General features: G+C 67.8%; 22 protein-coding genes. 9 read left to right on the top strand and 13 right to left on the bottom strand.

The features are described 5' to 3' along the window. Positions 1-124 precede the first annotated feature (124 nt). The gene (locus tag QE412_RS17825; RefSeq protein ID WP_373426585.1) at positions 125-424 is read right to left on the bottom strand and encodes a hypothetical protein; all 300 of its coding nucleotides are present in this window, start codon (positions 422-424) and stop codon (positions 125-127) included. 160 nt (positions 425-584) lie between these two features. Continuing rightward, positions 585-854 (bottom strand): hypothetical protein, encoded by a 270-nt coding sequence (locus tag QE412_RS17560; RefSeq protein WP_307486896.1) that lies wholly within the window; start codon positions 852-854, stop codon positions 585-587. Position 855: 1 nt separating this feature from the next. Here QE412_RS17560 and QE412_RS17555 point away from each other — a divergent pair, with 1 nt between their 5' ends. Next, entirely contained in the window at positions 856-1,188 is a 333-nt protein-coding gene (locus QE412_RS17555) for a hypothetical protein (protein ID WP_307486890.1), read from the top strand. A 131-nt stretch (positions 1,189-1,319) separates the two neighbouring features. Beyond that, positions 1,320-1,865, top strand: a complete 546-nt coding sequence (locus tag QE412_RS17550; protein ID WP_307486888.1) for a histone-like nucleoid-structuring protein Lsr2 — start codon at positions 1,320-1,322, stop codon at positions 1,863-1,865. A 1,268-nt stretch (positions 1,866-3,133) separates the two neighbouring features. Here QE412_RS17550 and QE412_RS17545 read toward each other — a convergent pair. The 3 genes from QE412_RS17545 to QE412_RS17535 form a co-directional block, all read right to left on the bottom strand. Next, the gene (locus QE412_RS17545) at positions 3,134-3,691 is read right to left on the bottom strand and encodes a hypothetical protein (RefSeq protein ID WP_307486886.1); all 558 of its coding nucleotides are present in this window, start codon (positions 3,689-3,691) and stop codon (positions 3,134-3,136) included. A 51-nt stretch (positions 3,692-3,742) separates the two neighbouring features. Next, the gene (locus QE412_RS17540; RefSeq protein ID WP_307486884.1) at positions 3,743-4,102 is read right to left on the bottom strand and encodes a hypothetical protein; all 360 of its coding nucleotides are present in this window, start codon (positions 4,100-4,102) and stop codon (positions 3,743-3,745) included. Positions 4,103-4,222: 120 nt separating this feature from the next. After that, a complete protein-coding gene (locus QE412_RS17535; protein WP_307486882.1) occupies positions 4,223-4,789 on the bottom strand; it encodes a hypothetical protein in 567 nt (188 codons plus the stop codon). A 986-nt stretch (positions 4,790-5,775) separates the two neighbouring features. Between QE412_RS17535 and QE412_RS17530 the strand changes: the two genes are divergently transcribed. Both QE412_RS17530 and QE412_RS17525 read left to right on the top strand, forming a co-directional pair. Further along, positions 5,776-6,534: a hypothetical protein gene (locus tag QE412_RS17530; protein ID WP_307486881.1), complete on the top strand. Its 759-nt coding sequence runs from the start codon at positions 5,776-5,778 to the stop codon at positions 6,532-6,534. 23 nt (positions 6,535-6,557) lie between these two features. Then, entirely contained in the window at positions 6,558-8,813 is a 2,256-nt protein-coding gene (locus QE412_RS17525; protein ID WP_307486880.1) for a glycoside hydrolase domain-containing protein, read from the top strand. Positions 8,814-8,946: 133 nt separating this feature from the next. On the opposite strand, the gene QE412_RS17520 is transcribed toward QE412_RS17525, so the two are convergent. The 8 genes from QE412_RS17520 to amiA form a co-directional block, all read right to left on the bottom strand. After that, a protein-coding gene (locus QE412_RS17520) for an IS3 family transposase (protein WP_307486878.1) occupies positions 8,947-10,124 on the bottom strand; the annotation gives its coding sequence in 2 pieces (ribosomal slippage) (positions 8,947-9,828 and positions 9,831-10,124; 1,176 coding nt in all). A gap of 150 nt (positions 10,125-10,274) precedes the next feature. Continuing rightward, on the bottom strand, positions 10,275-11,942 hold the full coding sequence (locus QE412_RS17515; RefSeq protein ID WP_307486872.1) for an ABC transporter ATP-binding protein: 1,668 nt from the start codon (positions 11,940-11,942) through the stop codon (positions 10,275-10,277). Next, positions 11,939-13,408, bottom strand: a complete 1,470-nt coding sequence (locus tag QE412_RS17510; protein ID WP_307486871.1) for an ATP-binding cassette domain-containing protein — start codon at positions 13,406-13,408, stop codon at positions 11,939-11,941. The genes QE412_RS17515 and QE412_RS17510 overlap by 4 nt, the downstream gene beginning before the upstream one ends. 171 nt (positions 13,409-13,579) lie before the next feature. After that, the gene (locus QE412_RS17505; protein WP_307486869.1) at positions 13,580-14,617 is read right to left on the bottom strand and encodes a hypothetical protein; all 1,038 of its coding nucleotides are present in this window, start codon (positions 14,615-14,617) and stop codon (positions 13,580-13,582) included. A 10-nt stretch (positions 14,618-14,627) separates the two neighbouring features. After that, positions 14,628-16,019 carry a YcaO-like family protein gene (locus QE412_RS17500; RefSeq protein WP_307486866.1) on the bottom strand — a complete coding sequence of 464 codons (1,392 nt, stop codon included), beginning with the start codon at positions 16,017-16,019 and terminating at the stop codon, positions 14,628-14,630. Then, on the bottom strand, positions 16,016-16,990 hold the full coding sequence (locus tag QE412_RS17495) for a CocE/NonD family hydrolase (RefSeq protein ID WP_307486864.1): 975 nt from the start codon (positions 16,988-16,990) through the stop codon (positions 16,016-16,018). Before QE412_RS17495 ends, QE412_RS17500 begins: the two co-directional genes overlap by 4 nt. Further along, a complete protein-coding gene (locus tag QE412_RS17490) occupies positions 16,987-17,763 on the bottom strand; it encodes a hypothetical protein (RefSeq protein ID WP_307486861.1) in 777 nt (258 codons plus the stop codon). The genes QE412_RS17495 and QE412_RS17490 overlap by 4 nt, the downstream gene beginning before the upstream one ends. A 103-nt stretch (positions 17,764-17,866) precedes the next feature. Beyond that, complete coding sequence (gene amiA, locus QE412_RS17485; protein WP_268768111.1) at positions 17,867-17,965, bottom strand: streptamidine family RiPP; 99 nt, start codon at positions 17,963-17,965, stop codon at positions 17,867-17,869. 114 nt (positions 17,966-18,079) lie between these two features. Here amiA and QE412_RS17480 point away from each other — a divergent pair, with 114 nt between their 5' ends. From QE412_RS17480 to QE412_RS17460, 5 genes are read left to right on the top strand one after another with little or no spacing between them, the layout of a single operon-like run. Continuing rightward, positions 18,080-19,288 carry a hypothetical protein gene (locus QE412_RS17480; RefSeq protein ID WP_307486859.1) on the top strand — a complete coding sequence of 403 codons (1,209 nt, stop codon included), beginning with the start codon at positions 18,080-18,082 and terminating at the stop codon, positions 19,286-19,288. Then, on the top strand, positions 19,285-20,970 hold the full coding sequence (locus QE412_RS17475) for a prolyl oligopeptidase family serine peptidase (RefSeq protein ID WP_307486856.1): 1,686 nt from the start codon (positions 19,285-19,287) through the stop codon (positions 20,968-20,970). Before QE412_RS17480 ends, QE412_RS17475 begins: the two co-directional genes overlap by 4 nt. Then, positions 20,967-22,076 (top strand): FecCD family ABC transporter permease, encoded by a 1,110-nt coding sequence (locus QE412_RS17470; protein ID WP_307486854.1) that lies wholly within the window; start codon positions 20,967-20,969, stop codon positions 22,074-22,076. Before QE412_RS17475 ends, QE412_RS17470 begins: the two co-directional genes overlap by 4 nt. Beyond that, positions 22,073-22,885 carry an ABC transporter ATP-binding protein gene (locus tag QE412_RS17465; RefSeq protein ID WP_307486852.1) on the top strand — a complete coding sequence of 271 codons (813 nt, stop codon included), beginning with the start codon at positions 22,073-22,075 and terminating at the stop codon, positions 22,883-22,885. Before QE412_RS17470 ends, QE412_RS17465 begins: the two co-directional genes overlap by 4 nt. Further along, positions 22,882-23,901, top strand: coding sequence for an ABC transporter substrate-binding protein (locus QE412_RS17460; protein WP_307486850.1), 1,020 nt, complete (start codon positions 22,882-22,884; stop codon positions 23,899-23,901). Before QE412_RS17465 ends, QE412_RS17460 begins: the two co-directional genes overlap by 4 nt. The last annotated feature ends 111 nt before the right edge of the window (positions 23,902-24,012 follow it).

The following is a 24,012-nucleotide window of genomic DNA, read 5'->3' as shown; positions in this document are numbered from 1 at the left end:
ACTACTTGAAGAGCACGCTCTATTGCGGCAACTGCCACTCAACAGATGATGCGCACGGACGGATCATTGTGGCTCACGTGAACGGGCGCGGCGGAACGTACGACTACTTCTTCTGTCGTCGCAGTCAGGACAAGCTTTGCGACGCACCATACATGCAGATGGCCCGCGTCGAAGACGCCGTTGAACGGTACTGGGACCAGCTGCGGGTGAGCCCCGGATTCATTGCTGCGGCTCGTGTGGGGCTCCGCAAGACTGTCGAGAAGGGATGCCCTGCGACGTCAGTACCAGAGAAGCCCGCGTCGACGTACTCATCGACGATCTGGAGCCCCATCTGCTCAGCCTTCTTCTCGCAGGCGAGGCGTTGGGCAGGGAGCGAGATTCCTTCTGGGTCGTAGTCAGTGTCGACTTGCTTCTTGCTACTCACGCGGAGATAGATGACGGCGCGAGTCCCCCTGTCGTCGGGGTTGCCGTCATAGGCCGGATCAGTAGCTTGTCGACCGCGACGCACCTGTGGCGTACGAGCGAACTGCTCGATACGTTCCGCTTGCCAGCGAGGGGCCCACGACGCTGAGTGTCGTTCAGCACTACCGCCCGACGCTCACCGCGCCCGTCGGTGAGCACGTGTACACACTGCCCGGCGACTGCGTGACACCGACGCCCGAGCCGACTCCCACGCCCACCCCCACTCCCACGCCGGAACCGACGCCCACGCCGGATCCGACTCCCACGCCGACCCCGGTGCCGACATCGACGCCGACGCCGACAGAGACGCCGCTCACCTCGCCGACTGCCTCAGCTCCGTCGATCGCGGCCTCGGTGTCGACAAGCACGGTCGCCCGCGGCAACCAGGTCACAGTGAAAGCCAGTGGCTTTGCACCCGGCGAGGCGGTTGAGATCTGGCTGCACTCCACGCCGATCAAGCTGCTCTCGACCACGGCCAGCGCCGACGGCACCGTATCCGCGACGATCACCATTCCGTCCGGAACTGACTTCGGAGCCCGCAAGATCGAGGTACGTGGCGCGACCAGCGGCTCGGTCTACGCATCCCTCATCGTGACCGACGGGCTGGCATTGACGGGTTATGACAGCACCGGCACGACAGCTGCAGGAATTGGGGCGAGCGCGCTCATCCTCGGCGGGATCGCCTTCATGATGGTCGCTCGCCGCCGCGCGAAGGCGCGCGCTTGAAAGAGAGGCAGAGGTAAGCACCGGATCGGCCCGTCGCTTCACAAAGAGCGACGGGCCGATCTGTCCCTTGCGAAACGAGCGAAGACCCATTCGGAGTTCAAGAAGTCACTTGGCGAATCACCGTGACCGTCGTGAGCACGAATGTCGGGGCAATGGGATATGTCCGACTGTGCAGATTTACGAGTATGGCTACTCGACACGTTGCTCAGCTCATCGACGACCTCGACGGAACCCCGCTCGAGGAAGGTGAAGGAAAGCAGATTACCTTCTCCATCGAGGGCCGCGTCTACGAGATCGACCTTTCCGACAAGAACGCCGACACGTTCTTCCAGGCACTTGCCCCGTTTGTGAACGCCGCCCGCCCCACAGGATCCGCCGCCACCCCGCGCGCCGGTAGCCGCGCCACGAGGGCGAAGAGCGACGTGAATCTTGCGGCGGTCCGGAAGTGGGCGCGGGAGAACGGGCACACTGTCAGCGACCGCGGCCGGGTGCCCGCGACCATCGTCGAGGCGTACAAGGCCGCAGCCGCCGAGCCCGTCCTGATACCCCCCCTCACACTCGTGTCCCCACGCGAGTACGACGCCTCCGCACTCTTGCCGGAGGCGTCGTTGGTTGAGCGACCCTGTCTTCTGGGCGAGGCGCGCAGTTGCCGCGGCGGATCGATCACCTCACCTTGAGGCGCGCCGTCTCCGCCCTCGCGACCTCGGAAGCGGGATCCACCTGCCGCGGCCTTCGCCCGAGTTCTCGCAGTCGCGGGCGGCCTTCTCTCGGCTCGATGTTCTGGTGCTGCCACCGCCGACGAATGTCGATAACCGCCACCGAATTGGGTGGCGCGCCTGCCCCGCGCAGGCAGAACACCGGCAGCGTACTGTCCAGGTTGAGCGTGGCCGCCTCACCGGACGAGTCTTCCGCTTTGCCGGTCATAAGCACGATGCCTGAGGCCGGAATGAGCGGACTGAGAGCGAGCCGCCATGGTCCCGATGTAAGGGCGAGGGCGTGCTGTGTGTCGGCGTGTCCGGGCAGCGGCTTGAGCGCTATCCACACGATGCCGTCATACCGAGCGGGCCATCGATGGGCGTGATGGAGCCGGGCAACGCCTGCGCCTCATCCCACGGATCCCATAGAGCCCCGTACAGTGACCGGATCGCAAGCGACACCCACCCACCCGCGCAGTACACCTGATCCAGGTGGTCGGGATAGGCGAGCTAGGGTCGCGACGTCCCAGCCTCGTAGCGCTGAAGCTGCGACCGGGACAGAACCACGCCCGCTGGGCCCGCCAACTGCTGGGTCTCCGGCGCCCGCAGGCTGACCGCTCGCAGCTGCCGCAGCCCCACGCCAAACTTTGCCCACGTCGACGGAATCGACGCCAGCGGGTTCGTACCATCGCTCACGGGTGTCTCACCTTGTCCCAGCCTGACCCAGAAGACCGATCATCCCGCACGATGACGAAACCCGAGAGCCTCGACGGCAATCCCGCGCAGCTCTTCGCCGACGACTTCGTCGTCGCGATCGAAGAAGCCAAGCCACGTACCTCTACGTTGGGCCGTTCGAAGATGGGCACCGATTCTTCGCCGTTACCTTCGACAGTGCGCAGCGACTCAAAGCGACGATCTCTGCCGTTCTGGAGGCTGCGAAGTAGGTAGCTTCAGGCTGAGACTGCCGTGTGCTCAGAGGCGCATCCGTACGCGCATGCGCACTGTAGGTGTCTGTTGAGGCTCGCTCCACCCACGAACACAACTCTTTACTTCCAAACTGCTCTCACGCGCACCCTGGAGCATGGATACGACCCATCTCCCCGACGCAGCGCTTCAGGAACAGATCGTTTTGTTGGACGCAGACTCGTGTCCATGCGCGCACAGGCTGCAGGTTTGTCGTCCAAGCCCGACTTCGCGAAAAACCTTCACGTCCCTCGATCCCCTGGCCGGTAGCTACCGACGACCCTTGTCTAGTCGGCGCCTGCCGGCAACAGGGACAACACGTCTCCGGGCTGGGGGTACGGCCAGACGTGATTGAACTGGAAGACGGTCACGTAGTCGACGCAGAATCGCTCGCCGATCGAGTCCCCCGCGTCTCCGGCCGCGACAGTGTAGGACTTGATTCGTCCGTCTGCGGTACGTTCGACCGCTCCCGCCGCCAATGCTGACGGGCCCATATCGACGAGCGTCTGCGCACCCTGCAAGGCGCCGGTCTTGGTCATGACCGAGTTCTGTCGGCAGTCTCCGGCGAAGCGCGATGGGTGGTTCACCATCACGGGGAAGGGATCCTCCGCCCGGGCTTCGGCGAGCTGTTCGTCTGTCCACCCGGAGTAGTCTGTGAGCTCGCCGTTGAAGGCGGGCAAAGACCCTGCAGGCTGTGGGGAACCTGTTTCGACGACCGACGCCGCCGTTCGTGCACGTTCAATTGTGTCACCCACAAACGCGACGGCCGGCGTGGCAAGCGCAATGAGGCCCGCCATCACGACTCCGCATGTGACGCCGACCACGAGTTTCGACTTGGAGGCCATGCCTGAACCCTATCTCTGAGTAGTGTCCCCGGGGTCTGATCGACTCGTCGCCTACGAGATGCTCGTGTTGTCCCAGCGCATCTGTGCGCTCCACCAGTTGTAGACTTCGATTCCGTTGCTTCTGCGAACGGACGCGCGAATCTGGAAGCGCACAGCCAGGTTAGGGACGACAGCGATCGTTTTGTAGTTCGCAGCCTGCCCCCATGTTTTGGTTATGGAAGTGTCGCCATGGACTCTGCCCGAGCGGTCGATCACACAGATGAAATACACGGCCGAGTACCAGCGCTCACCGTTTGCGATCGCGACGTCAGTCAACCGCATCTGCAAGTTCCCGCGCACTTGGCGATACTTCCAGTAGTTGATTACATCGCTACCTTGCTCTGCGTTCGTGCTGTCGTAGGTCCACGCCATTGGCGGATCCTTCCAGGTGTACACGCGAGCCGTTAGCGTTCGCGTTGGAGTGTGTGAGACCGCCATCGGTGGCGGAGGATTTTGGTTTTACCGTCGTCTTAACGAAGGCGGCGTTTCAACTTATGCGCAGACAGCATCCCGCAGTGGGCCGAAGTCACCAGACCTCGCCGCGCCGACTTGCGTTCGCACAAACTCATTCCCGCGGTCAATGAGCACAAGACGTCGGAAGTCCGAGTTGTAGCCCGCTTCAAGCGTGTCGAGTAAGGCCTGCGCGCGGATGAACTCGCCGCGATCTTGCGCCTCGCTGGCGGCGACGACCGTAGCGGTCTCCCAGTACATGTACGCCTCGGCGACGCCGCTACCCTTCTGCCAGACGACTCTGCGCCTAACCGCGTCGGATGTTGGAGCGTCGTCGTTCAGACTCGATTCGGGTGGGAACTGCTGACCATCTGGCAGAGGAAATGGGAACGACGCAACGGCTTCGCGATACTCCTGGTGAATCCCCGCGAGATCCGTGAAGCCGCTTCCCACCGTCTTCTCAACGTATTCGGGCACCTCCGACGGGTCAATCGGCAGCTCTTCGGCATTTGCCACCACCGGCGAGAAAGCCCAGGCTGAGATACCACCAAAGATCGCTACCGCGAAAAGACTACTCCTATCTATCGGCGCGCTCGAAAAATAACTCACACTTCCCCCAATTGAGCTATACGTAACGCACAGCTAACGCGAATTTTGACACTTCAGCGTCGTTGTACCGCGTAAAGTTGCACCCCTCTGCGCTTAGTGGCCACCCTCGCATCGTTCCCCTCCTATGTCAAACGGACAACACATCGGTGGGTCGGTGGCTGTGGAGAGTCTCGGCCCATAAACCTGGTTGTCCACCATTTGGTGGACAGACGGAGGTGTCGATGTCCAGGTAGCCTGCAGGAAAGCCAACACGACGGCCGGTTGCGTCAGATGCCCTGAGGGAATTCCTCAGCGGCCCCTTGTACAGCTGTAATTACCGTCTTTCTGGTTTAGGAGTGGATCAGTCGTGAGAGGTTGGCGGGGCGAGCGTTACATAGGCTTTCTCATCGGAGCCGCCTTGTGTAGCGCAGCACTTTTCGGGTCGTGGTTTTGGCTCGCGGCCGTAACTGACACGGCCCTGAAGGACGTCGGGCAGGGCGGCGCCGAAATCACCAGCGCGAACGTGCTTTATCTTGGAACAATTCCAACCTTCACGGTCCAGGTGATTGCCCCGCTGGTCTTAATCGCCTTGGGAGTGCGGGCTCGGCGAGTTTGGTGGTCCGGGATCTTGATTGCGCTAGCGCTCAGTGCCGCGGCATCACTGTCAGGTGCAGTTCTAGCACAAGTGTTTTTTGCACCTGTTAATACCGTCCCTTGATAGCGAGGCCAAGCGGCTGCGCGTCAAGTTTTCTCGTGCTCGTTCTGACGCTGATCGGTTTCAAATGCATTTTTCTCGTCGCGCTGTTCTGAAAAGTCTGGTGGTTACAGCAGGGGTAGCTGTCTCAATCGACGTCGGAGCGTCTTCCGCGTCCGCGAACTCGGCCACGACCGCAAGACGTCAGGTTCTTCCAACCGTCGATTTGGGCAGATCGTCGACAGTCGTTGCGACGACATATGAGTCAACGTGGGGTCAGAGATTCGACACCCCATTCCCCCGGGACATTGCCTTGACCTCTGGGGACGCCAGCACGCTCACTGTCACTTGGGATGCTCGTGTTTTCGAGATCACGGGAACTGCGTTGCTGACGGTGAGGGGGCAGATCACGTCTGTCACGTTCGCAGATCGCGCCGACGGTATTGCGACCCTGCGGCTTCCTCTGGGTGCCGAACGCGTCTATCTTCCCAGCCGTACAGTCAACCTGTACCCGAGTGAGAACATCGGAAAGCCCCGCGCTAGCGTCATCAGCATCGGTGACACGAATGGTGCAGAAGTACAAAAGGTCGAACTTCCGGTAGCCAGCGAGGACGTCTCCGCGTGGGGCGTGGAACTCGCGGTCGATTGGATATCACTGAGCGAGGAAATTACGCCCAGCAGAGCGACCATCAAGAGCGTCGGACCATCGCCTATCGAGGTCGGCGTGGCCTTTGTCTTCTCCTTCCCAGCGTCGGCCGGCGAAGTCAGCGAGGCTGCGCTCGATGAGTCGGAAGAACGCTATCTCTCGATCACCACCCAAGTGTCCGATGGTGTCACGACGGCGACCATTGTGACGACAGAGGCGATCCCCGCGGAAACGTCGACGTATCTCGTCTTCGCAGCAAGTGTGTCGGACTCTGAGCCCACAATGATCGTGCCCATTGTTCCCAGGTTGGCGCTGCAAACGGAAACGGCCTCGAACGGCATGCGCCAAACAAACATGATGTCTTGCTTCCCCCTTACGAACGTTGGCTCTCATCTCAGTACATACGTAGTTGAGACCGCCAACTGACCAGTGCCATACGGAGAAATTTCATGACCGACCCCTGGGTTGAAAACACGCAGAAGTGGTTCAATAAGACATACGGGCGGAGCTTGGGTACCGCCCTTCTGGATGAAGATGGAGTGCCCGGTTGGGCCACAATATTCGCGCTGACTCGAGCCCTCGCAAAAGAACTCAACCAGATCACCTTGTCGGACAATTTTACCGATAACCTTTACGCGGCCGTTTCGAAATATGGCCCTCTCACGACATCTAACCCTGCGCCAAGCGCGAGCGGGTCAAATATAGTGAGGATTGCTCAAGGCGCTCTATACTGCAAGGGGTACAACGCTGATAATGGCGCACTGAGCGGTCTCTGGAACTCAACGACGCAGTCGGCTATCAGGTCACTTCGAACCGACATGGGCCTGAGTTCTGGTACTGGTGAGTTGGAAGCGAAAGTCTTCAAGGCGCTTTTGAACATGAGTGCAACCAAGTTGCTAGCGGGGGGTGACTCGGTTATCCGGTCAGCGCAGATGGCTATGAACAGACGCTATCTTTCGCGACGAGACTTCTATGCGGTACCGACCGATGGAATCTTCCTCCGCGATACACACCAAGCGCTCCTCTATTCGATTCAGTACGAGGTAGGTCTGGGGGATGGCATCGCGAATGGATACTTCGGGCCCACCACCAAGCAGAGGCTGTCGGAGCAGGGGAACCTGAAGATTGGATCGACGGACAGCACCAAGTATTTCTGCCGCTGGTTCAACCTAGCGCTCCGCGTGAATGGCTACGCCACATCCTTCGTCGGGAGTTTCACGACGACAACGTCCAACTTCGTGAAATCGTTTCAGTCGTTTGCGAAGCTGCCAGTCACCGGAACCGCCAACATTCAGACTTGGGCCAGTTTGCTCGTCAGTACGGGCGACCCAGATCGCGTCGGAACGGGCGCTGACTGCGTTACAACACTAACCGCCGCTAAGCTCGCCACGCTGCGCAACGCGGGGTACACTCATTTCGGTCGATATCTCACCAATTCACCCGACCAGTCTCTAGATAAGTGTATCAAGTCTGGCGAGTTGCAACGGATTTATGCATCAGGGGGGCGTGTCTTCCCGCTTTTTCAGACCGGCGGTGGCAGCCTTTCTCATTTCACGCCTCGGCGCGGGCTTGAGTGTGGCGAAGAGGCGGCCAACGCTGCATGGGCGTACGGTCTTCCGAATGACACAACAATCTACTTCTCTGTCGACTTCGACGCGCTTCCATATCAAGTCGAAGACTCAGTGATTCCCTACTTTCGAGCGCTTCCTGAGCGTATGAGCCGGACTGGACGGCGCTACAAAGTGGGCGTATACGGGCCTAGAGATGTCTGTCGCACCATCATGGAAGCAGGCTTGGCATCGAGCGCGTTCGTGTCGGACATGTCGACCGGCTACGCCGGAAACATTGGAAAGCCGCTTCCGAAGAACTGGGCGTACGACCAGGTGCAGACCCTCACGCTCGGGTCGGGGTCAAGTGCCATCGAATTCGACAAGAATATCGTGTCGGGTTTTGAGCCCGGCATCAACTCGATTTCGACGACGATTCTCACGCGGCCTGATCCTCTGATTCCCCAGGACAAACTGAAGGGCATGCAGGAGGATTGGTTCACCGAATGCATTGAACACGAAGATACTCTAGCCCAGAAAGTCTTGATGCCGGAGAATCAGACAATCATTGCTGTGAGGGTGCAAACGAGAGACACATTCATTACAAAGCTCGCGACGGAACTGAACTGCCCAAAAGCACTCATCATGACTCCGCTCATTTGGGAAGGAATGGTAATTCGTGTCGATGACGACGCAGCCGACCTTCTCGTCATTGCTCACTACGAGGCAATCGAACGGGGCGCCACTCCTCCTAGCTGGTCGAACGATGATAGCTCAACGGGATGCTGCCAAGTGTTCGCTCGGACCGCGATCCGAGCCAACAATTGGCTCATCGAGAAGAAGCTCATTACCGGTACGAAGTATGACGCGGCCAACTGGCGGGACCGCTGGGCGGTGTGGAAGATGTTGAAAGGCGACGAGGAGCAGTGCATTCGCTTCGCTGCGTACACAATGATTATGGAAGCGCTAACCAGTCCCGTGGCGCCGGCATCGGACCAGTTGCGAACAATGACTCCAAGCCAGATCATGGCGATGTGCACTGGGTACAACAATTCGTGGACCGATGACGGCGGCCTCACTGACAGTTCAATGATCTACGGAAGGAATCGGCTGCAACTCTATTTGGCCCTGCAACGCTGGCATCAGTCGTTTAGCTGAGTCGCGCTCGCCATCGGTCTGCGGACTATGCGTGCCGGGCCGAGGGCAGCGCTTTCAACACGAAGAGCTTTCGTGTAGCCCGAAAAGCATCACCGGTCCGGGGTCTGCTGCACGGATGGGTGACAGGGGTTAGTCAGGCCGCGAGGGCCAGGGTTTTGGTCATCATGGTCTCGAACTCGACCGGGGTCAAACGGCCGAGGCGGTCTTGTCGGCGGCGTCGGTGGTAGGTTCGCTCGATCCAGGTGACGATCGCGATGCGCAGCTGTTCGCGGGTGGTCCAGGAGCGTCGGTTGAGGACGTTCTTCTGCAGGAGCGAGAAGAACGACTCCATGGCGGCGTTGTCGCCCGCGGCACCGACTCTGCCCATCGATCCGACCATGCGGTGACGGGCCAGGTCGCGAATCGCTCTCCGGGAGCGAAACTGCGATCCGCGGTCGGAATGTACGACGCAGCCGGCGACGTTTCCGCGCAGCGCGGCGACGTTGTCGATCGCGTTCACCACGAGGCGGGATTTCATCCGCGCGTCGATCGAGTAGCCGACGATCTTGTTGCTGAAGACGTCCTTGATCGCGCAGAGGTAGAGCTTGCCCTCGCTGGTTCGATGCTCGGTGATGTCGGTCAGCCAGAGCCGGTTCGGAGCGTCGGCGGTGAACTCCCGCTGCACGAGATCGTCGTGAACGGGCGGGCCGGTCTTGCGGCCCTTGCCGCGTGCCTTCTTCTTGCCGAATGCGGACCACCAGCCGTTCTCGGACGCGATTTTCCACGCAGTCCGGTCCGACATCGCCTCCCCGACATCCCGGGCCTCGTCAGCGAGGAGGCGATGCCCGAACTCGGGGTCGTCGCGATGCGCGTCGAACAGCGCGTTCGCGCGATAGGCCTCCACCAGTTCCGACTCGGTGATGGGCTGTTTGAGCCAGCGATAGTAGGGCTGGCGGGCGAGCGTAAGGACCCGGCACGTCACCGCGACGGGGATCCCGTCACAGGCGAGCTCTTTCACGAGCGGGTAGAGCCTTTTCCCGGCAGATGCGCCTGTGACAGATACGCCGTCGCCCGGCGCAGCACCTCGACCTCCTGCTCGAGCAGCCGGTTGCGCTGGCGCAACTCGCGAAGCTCGGCGTCGCAGTCGCTGGGCGACGGCGAGCCCGTCTCGGAGGCGATCTTCTCGGCACGCGATCGGGCGAGCCACTTCATGAGGGTCATCGGGTGAACACCGAAATCGGCGGCGATCCGCTCGATCGTCATGCCGGGCTCACGGTTCTCCGCAACGCGCACCACGTCGTCACGGAACTCCTTCGGATAAGGCTTGGGCACGATGGCATCCTTCCAGGCCCACCCCTCGGAGCAAGCCAGATCAGATGTCACCTATCCGTGCAGCAGACCCCTGGCCGCATCCTCGATCACCATGCCCAGCCGGCCGAGACACCGTAGGCACTGGCAGCGGCTCTCCCCGGCGAGGCCGCGTCACTCGGAGGGTGAGGCTGCACCGGCCGGTGGCTCCACCCGCAGCACGCGGCCGAGCCGGGCGAGTGTCTCCCGACGGTGCGAGGCGACGACGACGGTCGCGTCGACCTCGGCGAGCACCTGCGAGATCGCCTTCTCGGTCGTCGGGTCCAGGCTCGCGGTGATCTCATCGACGATCAGGATCCGCGGCTCGCGACAGAGCGCGCGGGCGAGGGCGAGCCGGGCGCGCTGGCCTCCCGAGAGACGGACGCCGTGCTCGCCGAGCTCGTCGTCGAGGCTGATCCAGTCGCGGGCGCCGACGCGGTCCAGGATGCCGACGAGGTCCGCGTCCGTTCGACCGGCCGTGCCCCGCAGGAGGTTGTCACGCACCGTGCCGTGGAACAGACGCGCGTCCTGCTCGACGACGGCCACGGCGGCACGGAGATCCTCCTCCGCCACCTCACGCAGTGGCATCCCCCGTCCGTTGCTGTCGACGAGCGCGATCTCGCCGCCGTCGGGGTCCCAGAGCCGCGCGGCCAGGGCGATCACGGTGCTCTTGCCCGCACCGGACGGCCCTGCGATCCCGACGTGCTCGCCCGGGTGCACCTCGGCCGACCAGCGCCGCAGCACCCGCGTGCGATCGTCGTAGGAGAACTCGACATCGTGGAAGCGGATGCCGAGCGGTCCGGCCGGCACGGGACGAGCGTCGACGACCGGAGCGACGACGGGCGACCGACGCAGTCCTTCGTCGACGCGGGCTGCGCTGGCCACCAGAGGGTGCAGCTCCGAGAGAGTGTGCGCCGCATCGGCGATCGCCGCGACCCCGGCGACGGCGAGGGCGAGGACCGCCGGAGCCAGCGCCGCCGACCGGGGGTCACCGACGCCTCCGACGAACAGGGCCGAGGCGACGACACCGATGAGGACACCGGTGAGGATCAGTTCGCGCGACCCGTCGATGACGCCCGCGAGGAACTCGCGGCGACGAGCGGTTCGGACCGAGCGCCGCGTGGCCGCGACGGCGTCGGCGACGACACGGTCCTGCAGCCCGTACGCGAGCACCTCGCGCAACGCCCCCAGGGCGTCGACCAGCCGCTCCGACAGGCGCTCGCGCTCCCCCTGCTCCTCTTCGCCGACGCGCCGCGTCGCCCCGGCGCCCACCCATGCCGTCAGGGCGACGAGGGCGGCACCGAGCACCATGACGACGGCCGCGGCCGGCATCAGAACCGCCGCGACCCCGAGCGCCGCCACGAAGAGCGTCACCGAGGCGCCGAGCTGGGCGAGGGTGTGCGCGTAGAAGAACTCGAGCTTCTCGATGTCGGTCATCGCCACCGATGCGGCCCTCCCGGAGTGCTCGCGGCGGCGGGCCGGGACACTGCGGGCGTAGGCGTCGAACAGGGCGACTCGCAAGCGGGCGAGCACCCGGTACGCGAGGGCGTGCGAGACGTCCATCTCCCGCCAGGTGAGAAGGGTCCGAAGCAGCACGAGCGCGACCAGGGCGACCCACCAGGCCGCGGACGGCCACTGACCGTGCACGACGGCGCCGCCGACGCTCAGGGCGGCGAGCACGCCGATCGCCGCGAGGGCGAGCAGGCTCGTGGTCGCGAGGACGTAGCTGCCGACGATGCGCCGCCACTCGGGCCGCAGCGGCGGGATCAGGCGGGCCAGGACCGAGGCCGTCCCGCCGCTCACGACGCCGCCTCCACGAGAGCGCCACCCTCGAGCACGTGCACGTGAGCGACGCGGCGGAGCGCCTCGGGACGGTGGCTGATCATCAGGACGATGCGATCGGCGGCGACCCGCTCCAGGGTCTGTGCGACCAGCTCCGCGTTGGCGTCGTCGAGGGCGCTCGTCGGCTCGTCGACCAGCAGCACGGGGCGGCGGGCCAGGAGGGCACGGGCGAGGGCGAGCCTTTGCCGTTGGCCCCCGGAGAGGCTCGCCCCGGCCTCGGCGACGGGCGCGTCGAAGCCTCCGGGCAGGGCGAGGATCTCGTCGAGCACCCCGGCATCCGCGCAGGCGCGCTCGAGCTCGCCCTGCGGCGATCCGAACAGGTCGATGTTCTCGCGCACGGTCGCCGCGAACAGGACGGGACGCTGAGAGACCACCGCGACGTCGTCGGCGCGCAGAGGTCGACCGTCGAGCTCGACGCTCCCCCGGTCGGCGCGGAGGAAGCCGAGCACGAGATCGAACAGGGTCGACTTGCCCGCTCCCGACGGGCCGATGATGGCGTGGACCGCACCACGCTCGGCGCGCAGGGACACGCCGTCCAGCACGGGCGACTCGGCCCCGGGATAGCGGTAGGACAGGCCGGTGATCACGAGCTCCGCCCCCGCTCCCTTCGCCGGAGGGAGGGATGCCGGGTGTCGGCGATCCGCGGAGTCGGCGTCGGAGAAGGCACCCAGTGCGCGCAGCCCGGGCACCGCGGTGAGGCCGAGGAACCCCGCGTGCCAATGACGCGAGAGCTCGCGTACCGGACGGAACGCCTCGGACGACAGCAGCAACAGCACGTACACCTCCGTCGCCGGCGCCTGCCCGGTGAGCACGGCGACGATCGCGACTCCCGCGGCGAGTACGGCTCCGGCTTGGATCGCGAAATCCGTGATCGCCGTCTCGGCGAGCGACGAGCGCATCACCCGTTCGGTCGCCTGACGCAACGCCTCCGAGCGTGCCTGGAGGCGCGCGCGCGTCGCGGGGACGTCGCCCAGCGCGCGCAGCGTCGACATGCCACGGAGCGCCTCGAGCAGGTCGCCGCTGAGCGCCTCGTACGTATCCCAGTGCGTGAATCCTCGGCGCGCGAGCATCTTCTTCCATGCCATCGGCCCGAGCACCGCGAGCATCAGGGCGAGGCCGATCCCCGCGGCGAGCCCCGGAGAGAGCGTCGCGAGGGCGACGACGACGCCGATGCCGCCGACGCCCAGCTGCACGACCGCCGGGATGTACTTCGACACGTAGGCCTCGGTGCCGTCGATGCCGTCGCCGAGCGTGAGGCGGGTGGAGCCGTCGCGCAACGACACGTCGTGGAGCCGTTCCGGGGTGAGCACGGCCGAGACGGCCCGCGCTCGCAGCTCTTCGCGCACGCGGCCGCCGAGCCGCACGGCGGCGTCGCGCTGAGCGAGGCCCAGCAGCAGGCGCGCGACGCCGGTTCCCGAGGATGGCACCGATGCCGAGGAGCGCACCTCCCGCATCGCCGTGCACGAGCGCCGCCAGGGCGACCGCGAGAGCGACGGCCTGCGCGACGTGCGTCGCGAACACGAGGAGTTGGAGCAGGACGCTCGCGGCGAGGAGGCGTGGGGCGCGCCACGCCTCCCGCCACAGTGCGGGGACGATCATCATGGGCAATCTCCCGGAGGGTCGAGGAAGGCGAGGGCGTGGAAGATCCACCGGTCCCCCTGGGCGGCGAGACCGGAGACGGGGCGGGAGTCCGCGCCGCGCAACGCCCCGGCGTACGCGAGGCGGGCGGCGGCGAGATGACCGGTCCACACCGCCCGGGCGAGCTGAGCGGGCGAGGACGGGATCCGAACCGACCACGAGCGGACCGCCGCCGCCCCGCGGACCCATGCCTGACCGGAGGCGCGGGCGACATCCTCGAGGCACGGCGTCGGGCGACGCGACGCGGCGCGCGCGAGGAAGAGGTCGAGGCTCGGCGAACGTCGTTGCGCGAGGGTCTGGACGGCGTCGCCGATCAGCTCGGGACGCGAGGGCACGTCGACGGCGACGAGCGGGATCTCCGGGGCGAGCCCGAGACCTGTCCACGAGGGCGTCTGCGCCGCACGAGGGACGGCGAGCACCGTGCGAAGAGACGCGGAAGGACCGTATCGCACGGAGGCCGGGAGGCGTCCGAGGACGAACTCCAAGGCCGCGAGCGCGTAGGCCGCGTCGGCGATCCACAGCGGCCATGCGCGGTGCCGGTACCGGCCGAACGATCGTCCCGGCTGCACGGTGAAGACGAGCGTCGCGGTGTCGGATGCCGTGACGTCGCCGCCGGGCCACCCCGCGGCGCGCTCGATGGCGGGATCCCTGCGGCGGGCGACACCGTGGTCGTGGTCGTAGACCCAGCGCGCGCCGTCGACGACGAGGTGCGTCTGCACGGGGTAGCACGCCCCCGCCGACGGCACCGGACGGCGCGGGATTGCGGTCTCGGTGCCGTTCGAGGCGCGATGCGGTTCCCCCGGATGCCACAGCGCCTCGACGAGGGCGATCAGCGCCGCCCCGGGACTCCCCGCCACCGCACCGGCACGGTGCCAGGCGTTGACGCGCGGTCCCGGAGGCAACGGCTCCCCCGGAGGGTCCGTCGTGAGCACGCGCGCGAGAGGGCCGTCGAGAAGGCCGACGGAGTGCGGCAGAACGGCCGGTCGCGGATCGATCACGTCGTCCGCCTCACATGTGGGGCGCGGGCAGGAGCGTGAAATCCTCGGGTCCGCCGCTCCAGGCCGCGCGCCACCCTCGCTCGTGCGCCGCGTCGCGCAGTCGCGGCATCCCGAGGTACGAGAAGGCCGCCGGAGCATTGGGCACGAGCCCCGTGACGAATGTGCGCACGACCCGCAGCGGGGTGCGGCGCACATCCGCGGTGGTGAGGTCGCGCGTGAGCACGCGATGGCCCCGCCGACGCAGTCGGTCGTGAACCTCGGCCATCGTGACCGCGGGCACGGCGCTGAGCGGTCGCACCCCGAGCGCGGGATCGGTGAACCGCCGCGCCTCGCCGTGAACGGCGGGATCGAGCCAGACCTGGACATGGGCTCCGAGATCGATCACCCGCTCGAACTGCGGGCCGGCCGCGGTGAGGTAGTCGGCGTCGGGGCGGAAGTCCAGCATCAGCCCCTTCGCCATGACCCCGGCCTGCACGGCGCGGAAGACCCACCCGTCGGCATCCGTGCAGCCCTGGGTGTAGATCCACGTGTGGACCGCTTCGAGCACGGCCTTGCGTGCCGCCTTCGCGGGGTCGAGCGCGACGGAGAAGCCCGCGGCGTACAGCCCGCGATCCGCGTCGTGTACGAGGGCCGCGATCGCGGGAGCGAACTCCGACGGCATCGCCACCAGCCAGACCCTCAAGCTGCTGCCCCGCAGGTCGTCCACCAGGCCGGGAACACTCGCGGGATCGATGCCGAACGTCGGCCCGTCGAGATGCCACCACACCTCGAGCGCGTCGCGTTCGACGACCTCGAGCATCCCGCGGTCGCGCGCGTCGTCGACACTCGTTCCGGTGGCGATACCGGCGTAGTTGAGGTGGTGCGTGCGGGGAAGGTGCCGGAAGCGCGACTGCCTCCAGTTGAGGTGCACGAGGGCGTCGGGCAGCCAGATCGGCCTGCCCTCGGCATCCCGGCACCGTGCCCAGAGCGCGGGGGTCGCGGCATCCAGTTCCCGGTAGGCGAAGCCCTCCCGGGCGAGCTGCCAATCGGCGAACCGGGGCAGGTCGTCGAGCGCGATCACCGGGTGCCCGTCCGCCCGCAGCTCGTCGGCGGTGGCGACGCGCAGGTCGTCGTGCGGCAAGGTCTCGGGGAGCCAATTGCCGCAGTACCGCTCGACGCCCTCGCCGATCGCCGCGATCCGGGCCTGGGCGGGGTCGCCGAACGACGTGCCGAGCGAGACCCGATCGGCCGGCCACTCGCCCAGGGCTCGGGCGTCGGAGACGGATGCCGTGAGCGCGAGGTAGCGGTGCGGAGCCCCCGCCGGGTGCGCAACCGCGCGGATCGACCGGATGACACCGGTCTCGGCGTCCACCAGGGTCTCGACGGGAAGAGGCGGGAGGGACGAGATGCTGTCGCGGGTCATGCTGTCCTTTCGTGATGCCAGCGACCGGAGCGCGGCTCGAAGGCGGACCGCGATCGTCGGCCCACCGGCACGACATGGCGAGTGCCGGCGACTCCCGAGGGCAGGCCGGTACGTGCGAGCCACGCATCGAGCACACCGCCGATCCCGCCCGAGTCCCGGAGGCGAGCACGCACATCCTCATCGTGGATGTCGGCTCCGAGGCGATGGCCCCACGGCCCGTCGACGACGTGCACGTCGGCTCCCCACGCGGCGGCCAGTCGCCCGGCATCGGCGTAGAAGAAGTCGTCGTCGCCGCGGATGAGCAGAAGCGGGGCGTCGATCGCCCCGTACGCGCGGTCCAGGTCGACGGGCGGAGTCGTCCACAGTCTCCGCCACCCCGCGAGCACGGCCGGCGCCCATTCCCAGTCCCGAGCCGCCCGTTCCACGCCCCGCCGCTCAGCGCTCGCAACCCGCGCGTGCAGCTCGCCCTCCGTCAACGCGGGGAACGAGCGGGGACCGCGTCCGTGCTGATGCCACCACCCGATGCGGTCGAAGAGCTGGGGGCGACCCTCCGCGTCCCAGGCGGTCTCGGCGAGTCCGAGGGCGGGCACCATGAGCACGAGCGCGTCGACGTCGACGTCGCGGGCGCATTCCAGCGCCGCGTGGGCGTCGTACGACCCTCCCGAGAGCACGACGGGGAGGTGCGGATCCTGGGCGCGGAGCGCGGCGACGACGGATGCGCCGTCACGACGCTCGTGGAGGTAGGGGTTCCACTCGCCCCCGGAGTCGTGGCGGCCGCGCACGTCCTGCACGAGGCAGCGGTACCCGCGCCGCACCCAGGAGCGGGCGGTGTCCCCGTGACGCCAGACGCCGTAGGGCGTGCGCACCACGACGATGCCCCGCGGGGTCTCGGGCTCCCAGATCCAGCCGTGCAGAGCGACGCCGTCGTCGGTGCGCCAGACGTGCGGGCGGGCGTCCCGCGGCGGGATCACCGGCCCGCTCCCGGGTACGGCGTCGGGTAGGGCAGCACCGGGTGCTCGGTCACTCGGCCGAGCGCGGGCACCAGTTTCCAGAGTGTGGTGCGCAGTCGGGGCAGCGCCTCGTCGTCCTGCGCCCACGCGAGAGTCATCGTGAGCACGCGCGCCGTCACGAGGCTGACGGTCGCCGAGTCCACGGGCTGATCCGCCACAGGTCCGTGGCGCTGCCACGCGCCGAGAGCGTCCGGCACGGTGCTGGCGGCGATCCGACGCCGCGCGACCTGCGCGGCCGTGATGTCGGTGACATCGACCGCGAGCGGATCGACGAGAACGCACTCCCCTTCCCGGTACACGCGCAACCGAGCGGTGCCGGTGGCGAGGAGGTCGTCGAGCACGGCGTGATCGCGGCGCTCCGACGCCCCGTCTGACACCGAGATGACCAGCGCGACGGAATCTCGCGCCTCCGCGGCGGAGATGCCCCTCCCCACCCGAGCGCCCCACGCCCCCAGTGCACGCGCGATCTCGTCGGACAGCACGCCGGTGCCCACCACGCCGATGCGGCGGCGGGCCGAAGGCCAGCGGCGTTCGTCGTCGGCGCGCTCGCGCTCCTGGACCTCGCCGACCAGCCGATCCCGATACGCGGATGCGGCGGCACCCGGGGCAGGCGAGTCGAGGACGCCGTGCAGTTCCGACGGCGGGGAGCCGATCGCGGCGTGGTCTCCGGTGCGAAGTCGCAGCAGCGGCGCGTCCTCGTCGACAGCGACGACATGGGCACCGGTTGCGGGCACGGGGGTGATTCGGGGGTGGTGAGGCATGGATGTCTTTCCGAAAGCCCGGCCGGGCGCGAGGCGCCCGGCCGGGGGTCGCGTCAGCGTGACGCGACCTCGAGGATCACTCGAAGGGGTTCTCGACGAGCGCGTTCGAGTGGGTCGCCGACAGGTGCGCCAGCTGCTCGGTCTCTTCGATCTCGGACAGGATCTGCTTGTCCATTTCCTTCTCCTTCTCTCGTTACGTCCACTCCGCGGGTGCGAAGCGGCGTTCACCGTCGTGAACGTCATCGACCCTAAATGAGAATGATTCTCAATATCTAGTAGCATCGCCGTCATGCTCTCAGGGACTGCTCTTCTCGCCGCCGATCACCGGGCAGGAACCGTTTTCTCCCTCGACGGGGACTCTCGGCATGTCGTCGCCTCGGACGCCCTGCTCGCCGAGCACGCCGGTTTCCTCGTGCTCCCTCCCGAGGCGCGAGACTCCTGGGCGTTCGCGGACGACCGCGGCGGTGCTCTCGTCGTCTGCGGTCCGGATGGCATCCGTCGCATCCCGATCGCGATCCCCGCCGAGCACCTCGCCGCCTCGGCGGACGGATCCCAGGTCGTCGTCACCCCCGGGCTCGGCGCGAACGACGACGCGTGGAACGATGTCGTGACGGTCGTCGATCTCGCTCGCGACTCCTCCGTGCGGTTCCGAACCCGCACCGGTGAGCCCGGCGTCGTGATAGCGCCGGACCGGGCGACCGGGCGGCCGACGATCGTGCTGCGCCACCGCGATCCCGGCGCGATCGAGGCGATACCGCTCGCGAGCGCTCTCGACCTCGGTGCGCACGTGCCCGTACTGCGTGGCAGCGTGTGCGATGACCTCGCCGACGACGGGCACGGCGACGTGGTCGACCACGAGACGGGTGTCGTCGGCGTCGCCACGGGGCGCGGTCTGGAGAGGTTCGCGATCGACGACGGCGCCCCGCACGCCCTTGGCGTGATCCCCTGGCCCGCGGACGGACGCGCCTACTACCTGCGCCGCGCGAGTGACACCGGGAACGCGACGGGCGTGCTCCGCGGCGGCCCGACGAACCCGTCGCGCTGGACGGAGTGGACCAACGTCTTCGCCGAGATCGACCTTCACTCGGGTGCCGCACGCACCGTGCCGCTGCCGAACGGCCTCGTCTTCCGCTTCGCACTGGCCCAGGGGATCGCCGCCACCACCGTGATCCATCCCGACGGCGACGCCCTCGTCGTGATCGACCGCGTGAGGGGGCGCATCGCCCGAGTGGTTCCCCTCCCCCCGCTCGGCTCACCGCCGCACCCGGGCCGCATGCCGTGGGACGGCGTCGACGGGCGCCCCGCGCACAGGCGAGCGGTCGCGATCGATCCCCGCTCCGGCATCATCGCCGTGACAGCGGGCGGCGACGGCGTCATCCATCTCGTCGACGACGAGGGCGGCCTCACCACGATCGACATGCCCGACTCCCTCGACGAGGGCGGGCACCTGTTGTGGCCCGCCCCTCCCGGGCGCTTCACCGACCCGGTGGGCCGATGACCGCGCTCCGCGACGCGCTCGACGAGGCGCTCACCGCGCACGAGCGCCACCCCCGCCCGGGGCTGCCCGTTCGCGGATTCGTCCTCGACCGCGCGGCGGGCACTCCCCGACCCGCTCTCCGGCATGCCGACGGCCGCACCGTGATCGCCCCGGACGGGCACATCCATCGCATGAGCCCGTCCCCCGACCGCCGGCACATCGCGATCGAATGGGCCGCGGACGCGAGCGAGGACGCCGTGCTCGGCATCGTCGACGTGGCATCCGGCGCCCTCCGCCTGCATCCGGAGATCCGGCTGCGCTACGACACCGTGCTGTGGAGCGACGACTCGCGCTGCCTCGAGGTCGTCGCCAGTCGTGACGACGCACTCGTCACCCTCGACGTCGACTCCGGCGCGTGGACGTCCACGCCCCTGGAACCCGCTCATCGCAGCCGCCTGTTCCCCGGCGGCACGCGCGGGCTGCTCGCCCGCACGACGCGCGGCCAGGGCACGAGCCTGTTCGATCGCGCCACGGGACGACAGCTCGGGCGATGGAACGCGTTGCACGGCGCCTTCCCGCTCACCGACGGCGTGCTCGTCTGGCACGCGGACGGGGTGGACGCTCTCGCTTGCTCCGGCACGACCCGCTGGACGCGTCGCGACGACTCGCTGCGGATCACCGATGTCACCGTCGCCGACGACCGCATCGTCATCCTGGGGGTCCGCGACGGTCGGACCGTCGTCTCGGGCGTCGACGCCACGGGCGCACGGGAGGCGACCATCGCCGCGGTGGGCGAGTCGACGACCACCGGGGTGCGCATCGACGACGGCATCCTGTATCTCGCCGTCGAGGGCCCGCTCACGCCGCCGCGGATCGTCACCGAGACGGATGCCGCGCCCGAGGCGCCGACGGGCCAGACGCGCCGCCTCGATGTCCCGGCGCGAGACGGCGAGACCCTCACCGCCCACCTCACCGCACCCGCCGAGGGTTCCGGGCCGAGGCCGCTCCTCCTCGCCTGCTACGGGGGCTTCGGGGTTCCGCATCTCCCCGTCTTCGAGCCCACCGTCCCCGCCTGGGTCGCGCACGGCGGCGCCTACGTGACAGCCCAGATCCGCGGCGGCGGCGAGCGCGGTGGTTCGTGGCGCGCGGCCGGCAGCGGTGCGCGTAAGCAGCAGGCGGTCGACGACCTCGCCGACATCGCGCGTGCCCTCATCGACCGGGGGATCACACGACCCGATCTCCTCGTGCTCGTCGGCGCGTCGCTGGGGGGAGTCGTCGCCGCGAGCTGCGCGTTCCAGCATCCCGGTCTCTGCGCGGGCGTCGTGACGACGGCCGCGCCCCTCGACCTCCTCTCGCTCGCGGAGCACCCGCTCGGGGCGGGCTGGCGATCGGAGTTCGGCGACGACGGCAGTGCCGCATCCCGCAACCGGCTCCGCCGTCTCTCCCCGCTCGCTCTGGTCGAGGAGCGGACGGATGCCGAGGGCCTCCCCGCCTTCCTCGGGATCACCCTGGGCCGCGACACCCGCGTCCGGGCCATCGACACGCGCCGCACGGTCGACGCCCTGCAGCGACTGGGCGCGCCCGCGCGGATGTGGACCGCTCCATCGGCGGGGCACGGAGCCAACGCGCTCGACGACCTGCACGCACTGGGTCTCACGGTGCTCGAGTTCGCCGCCGACGTGACGAGCGGAGGCATCCGATGACCGCGACGACGCAGCGCACCGCGCGCTGGCGGACAGTCCCGCGCGCCGCGCGGCAGGGAGGAAGGGTCGTGCCGCTCGGGGTGACAGTGACGGTCAGCGCCGTCCTGCTCGTGGTGACGGTCGTGCTCTCCGGCGCGATCGGCCCCGTGCCCGTGCCGCCGATCGACGCCGCGAAGCTCGTGATCGGGCACCTGGTGCCGGGGATGCCGTGGATGACGGACGGCTCTCTCACCCCGCTGCAGGATCAGGCGGTGTGGCAGTTCCGTCTGCCGCGGGCGCTGCTCGCGGGACTCGCCGGGGCGGGGCTGGCCCTTGCGGGCACGATGATGCAGGCCGTGGTGCGCAATCCTCTCGCCGAGCCCTACATCCTCGGGGTGTCCTCGGGCGCGAGCGTGGGTGCCGTGCTCGTGATCGTCTCGGGCGGCGCCGCGTTCCTCGGCGTGACGATGAGCGGGGCGGCTTTCGCCGGAGCCGTCGGGTCCTGCGTGCTCGTCGCGCTCCTGGCGCGGACGCGCGGAGAGCTGTCACCGACCCGCATGATCCTCGCGGGGGTCGCTCTCGGTTCCCTGCTGAGCGCCGTCACGAGCTACCTGACGTTGACGACGGACGCGCAGAACGTCGTCAGCGTGATGTTCTTCCTCCTCGGCAGCGTGTCCGCCGCCACCATGTCGTCGCTGACGATCCCCGCGATCGCGCTCGCGATCGCTCTGATCGCCGCTTTCGGACTCTCGCGATCGATGAACGCCCTGCTAGCCGGCGACGAGTCCGCTCTCGCGGTCGGGGTGCGCACCACCAGGGTGCGCGCAATCCTCCTCGTGATCGCCTCCCTGCTCACGGGGGTGATCGTCGCGGTGAGCGGCGGCATCGGATTCGTGGGGCTCGTGGTCCCGCACGTCGCGCGTCTGCTGGTGGGCTCGGACCATCGCCGGATGGTCCCGGTCGCGGTGCTCGGGGGTGCGCTCTTCCTCATGGTGGCCGATCTCCTCGCGCGGACCGTTGCCACACCGACCGAGATCCCCCTCGGCATCCTCACCGCGTTCGTCGGGGCGCCGTTCTTCCTGTGGCTCATGCGACGCGGCGGCGAGAGGGCGGGGTTCGACCGATGACGGTGTCCTTCGAGTCCGTGAGCGTGGAGCTCGGCGGACGGCGCGTTCTGCACGACGTCGAGCTGGAGGTCGGCCGCGGCCGGATCCTCGGCCTGCTCGGGCCCAACGGCAGCGGCAAGTCGACCCTGCTGCGCACCCTGTTCACGGGCCGCCGGCCGCACGCCGGCCGCGTACGCATCGACGGCGTCGACGTCTCGACGCTGCCGCCGCGCACCCTCGCCCGCCGGGTCGCGGTCATGCTGCAGGACGCCCCCTCGGAGTTCGACCTGACGGTGCGCGAGACCGTGATGGTCGGGCGCGCTCCGCATCACGCGCCCTTCAGCCGCGACACCGACGACGACCGCCGGATCGTCACGGAGGCGCTGCGCACCGCCGACGTGCTCGATCTGGAGGACCGCCTCGTGCGCCGGCTCTCCGGAGGCCAGCGGCAGCGCGTGATGCTCGCGCGCGCCCTGGCACAGGACGGCGAGATCCTCGTGCTCGACGAACCGACCAACCATCTCGACATCGCTCACCAGCTCGACCTCATGCGGGTCGTCAGCGGCCTCGGAACGACCGTGATCGCCGCCCTCCACGACCTCAACATCGCCGCGGCGTTCTGCGACGAGGTCGCGGTCCTCGATGAGGGTCACCTCGTCGCGGTCGGGCAGCCGGATGCCGTTCTCACCCCCGACCTGGTCGGCGGCGTCTTCCGCGTCACGGCGCGCGTGGCGACGGAGATCGACACGGGCGCGCGCGTCATGGCCTTTCACCCCCGTCCGCTTCGCGGTCCCTCCCCATCCGATACCCCGACAGAGAGAAACGAATGACACAGCACTCCCTTCGACCCGCCCGCCTGATGATGGCGATCGCCGGCGGCCTCGGCGCACTCGCGCTCACCGCCTGCGGCTCCGCCGTCGCGCCCCAAGGTGCGGCCACCCCCACCGGGGACGCCCTCGTCATCGAGAACTGCGGCGCACCGGTCACGATCACCCACGTCCCCACCGCCGCGGTCGGCCTGCACCCCTCGCAGACCGAGCTCCTGCTGCGCCTGGGACTCGCCGACCACCTCGTCGGCCAAGCCCAGGCGACCGTGCAGGAGCTCCCGGCAGACGTGGCGCCCCTCGCGGCAGACGTACCCGTCATCGGAGGCGAAACGCCCCCGAGCCGAGAGGACCTCCTCGCCGTCCACCCCGACTTCGTCTACTCCCCCACGACCTACGAGTTCACGGCCGAGCAGGGCTTCGCGAGCATCGAGCAGCTCGCCGAGGCGGGAGTCGCGGCGTACACCGCGACGGGGGGATGCTTCTCGCGCCGGATGGACGGCACGGTCGACGACCTGTTCGTCGATCTGAACAACCTCGGCGAGATCTTCGACGTGCACGACGAAGCTGCGGCGCTGATCGCCGACGCGAAAGCGCAGCTGGCCTCCGTCGACACGGCGATCCAGGGCCGTACCAAGCCCCGCGTCGCGCAGATCTACGTCGACGGCACCACGCTCAGCGCGATCGGCGCGGGGGTCGAGTACGACATCCTCCGTCACGCGGGCGCCGACACGATCTACACGCCCGACGACCCCCAGTTCGCCGACTTCTTCGCCGCGGAGATCACCCCCGAGTCCCTCGCCGCCCAGGCACCGGACGCGCTCGTGTTCGCGGTCACCGATCCCGCCCACGAGCAAGCCGTACGCGCGTACCTCACCGCGACGTTCCCCGACATGCCGGCGGTGCGAAACGGTCGCCTGATCGCGGTCTCGAGCTCCGACATGTTCCCGGGCACCCTCGGAAACGTCTCGGTCGTGCGCCAGATCGCCGAAGCGCTCTACCCCGACGCCTCGTTCGGCTGAGAGAGCCCGCCGGGCTCCGCGTGAACCGCGCGGAGCCCGGCAGCGGGCGGGACGGGTGACGATGAGTCCGGGGCCGTTCCGGCCCGATCCTCGTCGATCGAGCCCGGCTCC

Source organism: Microbacterium trichothecenolyticum, from assembly GCF_030818955.1.
Lineage (GTDB): Bacteria > Actinomycetota > Actinomycetes > Actinomycetales > Microbacteriaceae > Microbacterium > Microbacterium trichothecenolyticum_B.
Note: the sequence above shows the minus strand (reverse complement) of the source record. Positions and strands in the feature narration are given on the sequence as shown.

Bases quoted from the DNA above. Each gene is read 5' to 3' on its own strand.
- QE412_RS17470 (WP_307486854.1), top strand. From the start codon at position 20,967: ATGACCGCGACGACGCAGCGCACCGCGCGCTGGCGGACAGTCCCGCGC.
- amiA (WP_268768111.1), bottom strand. From the start codon at position 17,965: ATGGACAAGCAGATCCTGTCCGAGATCGAAGAGACCGAGCAGCTGGCG.
- QE412_RS17545 (WP_307486886.1), bottom strand. From the start codon at position 3,691: ATGGCCTCCAAGTCGAAACTCGTGGTCGGCGTCACATGCGGAGTCGTG.
- QE412_RS17480 (WP_307486859.1), top strand. From the start codon at position 18,080: ATGCTCTCAGGGACTGCTCTTCTCGCCGCCGATCACCGGGCAGGAACC.
- QE412_RS17475 (WP_307486856.1), top strand. From the start codon at position 19,285: ATGACCGCGCTCCGCGACGCGCTCGACGAGGCGCTCACCGCGCACGAG.
- QE412_RS17540 (WP_307486884.1), bottom strand. From the start codon at position 4,102: ATGGCGTGGACCTACGACAGCACGAACGCAGAGCAAGGTAGCGATGTA.
- QE412_RS17465 (WP_307486852.1), top strand. From the start codon at position 22,073: ATGACGGTGTCCTTCGAGTCCGTGAGCGTGGAGCTCGGCGGACGGCGC.
- QE412_RS17500 (WP_307486866.1), bottom strand. From the start codon at position 16,019: ATGACCCGCGACAGCATCTCGTCCCTCCCGCCTCTTCCCGTCGAGACC.
- QE412_RS17460 (WP_307486850.1), top strand. From the start codon at position 22,882: ATGACACAGCACTCCCTTCGACCCGCCCGCCTGATGATGGCGATCGCC.
- QE412_RS17525 (WP_307486880.1), top strand. From the start codon at position 6,558: ATGACCGACCCCTGGGTTGAAAACACGCAGAAGTGGTTCAATAAGACA.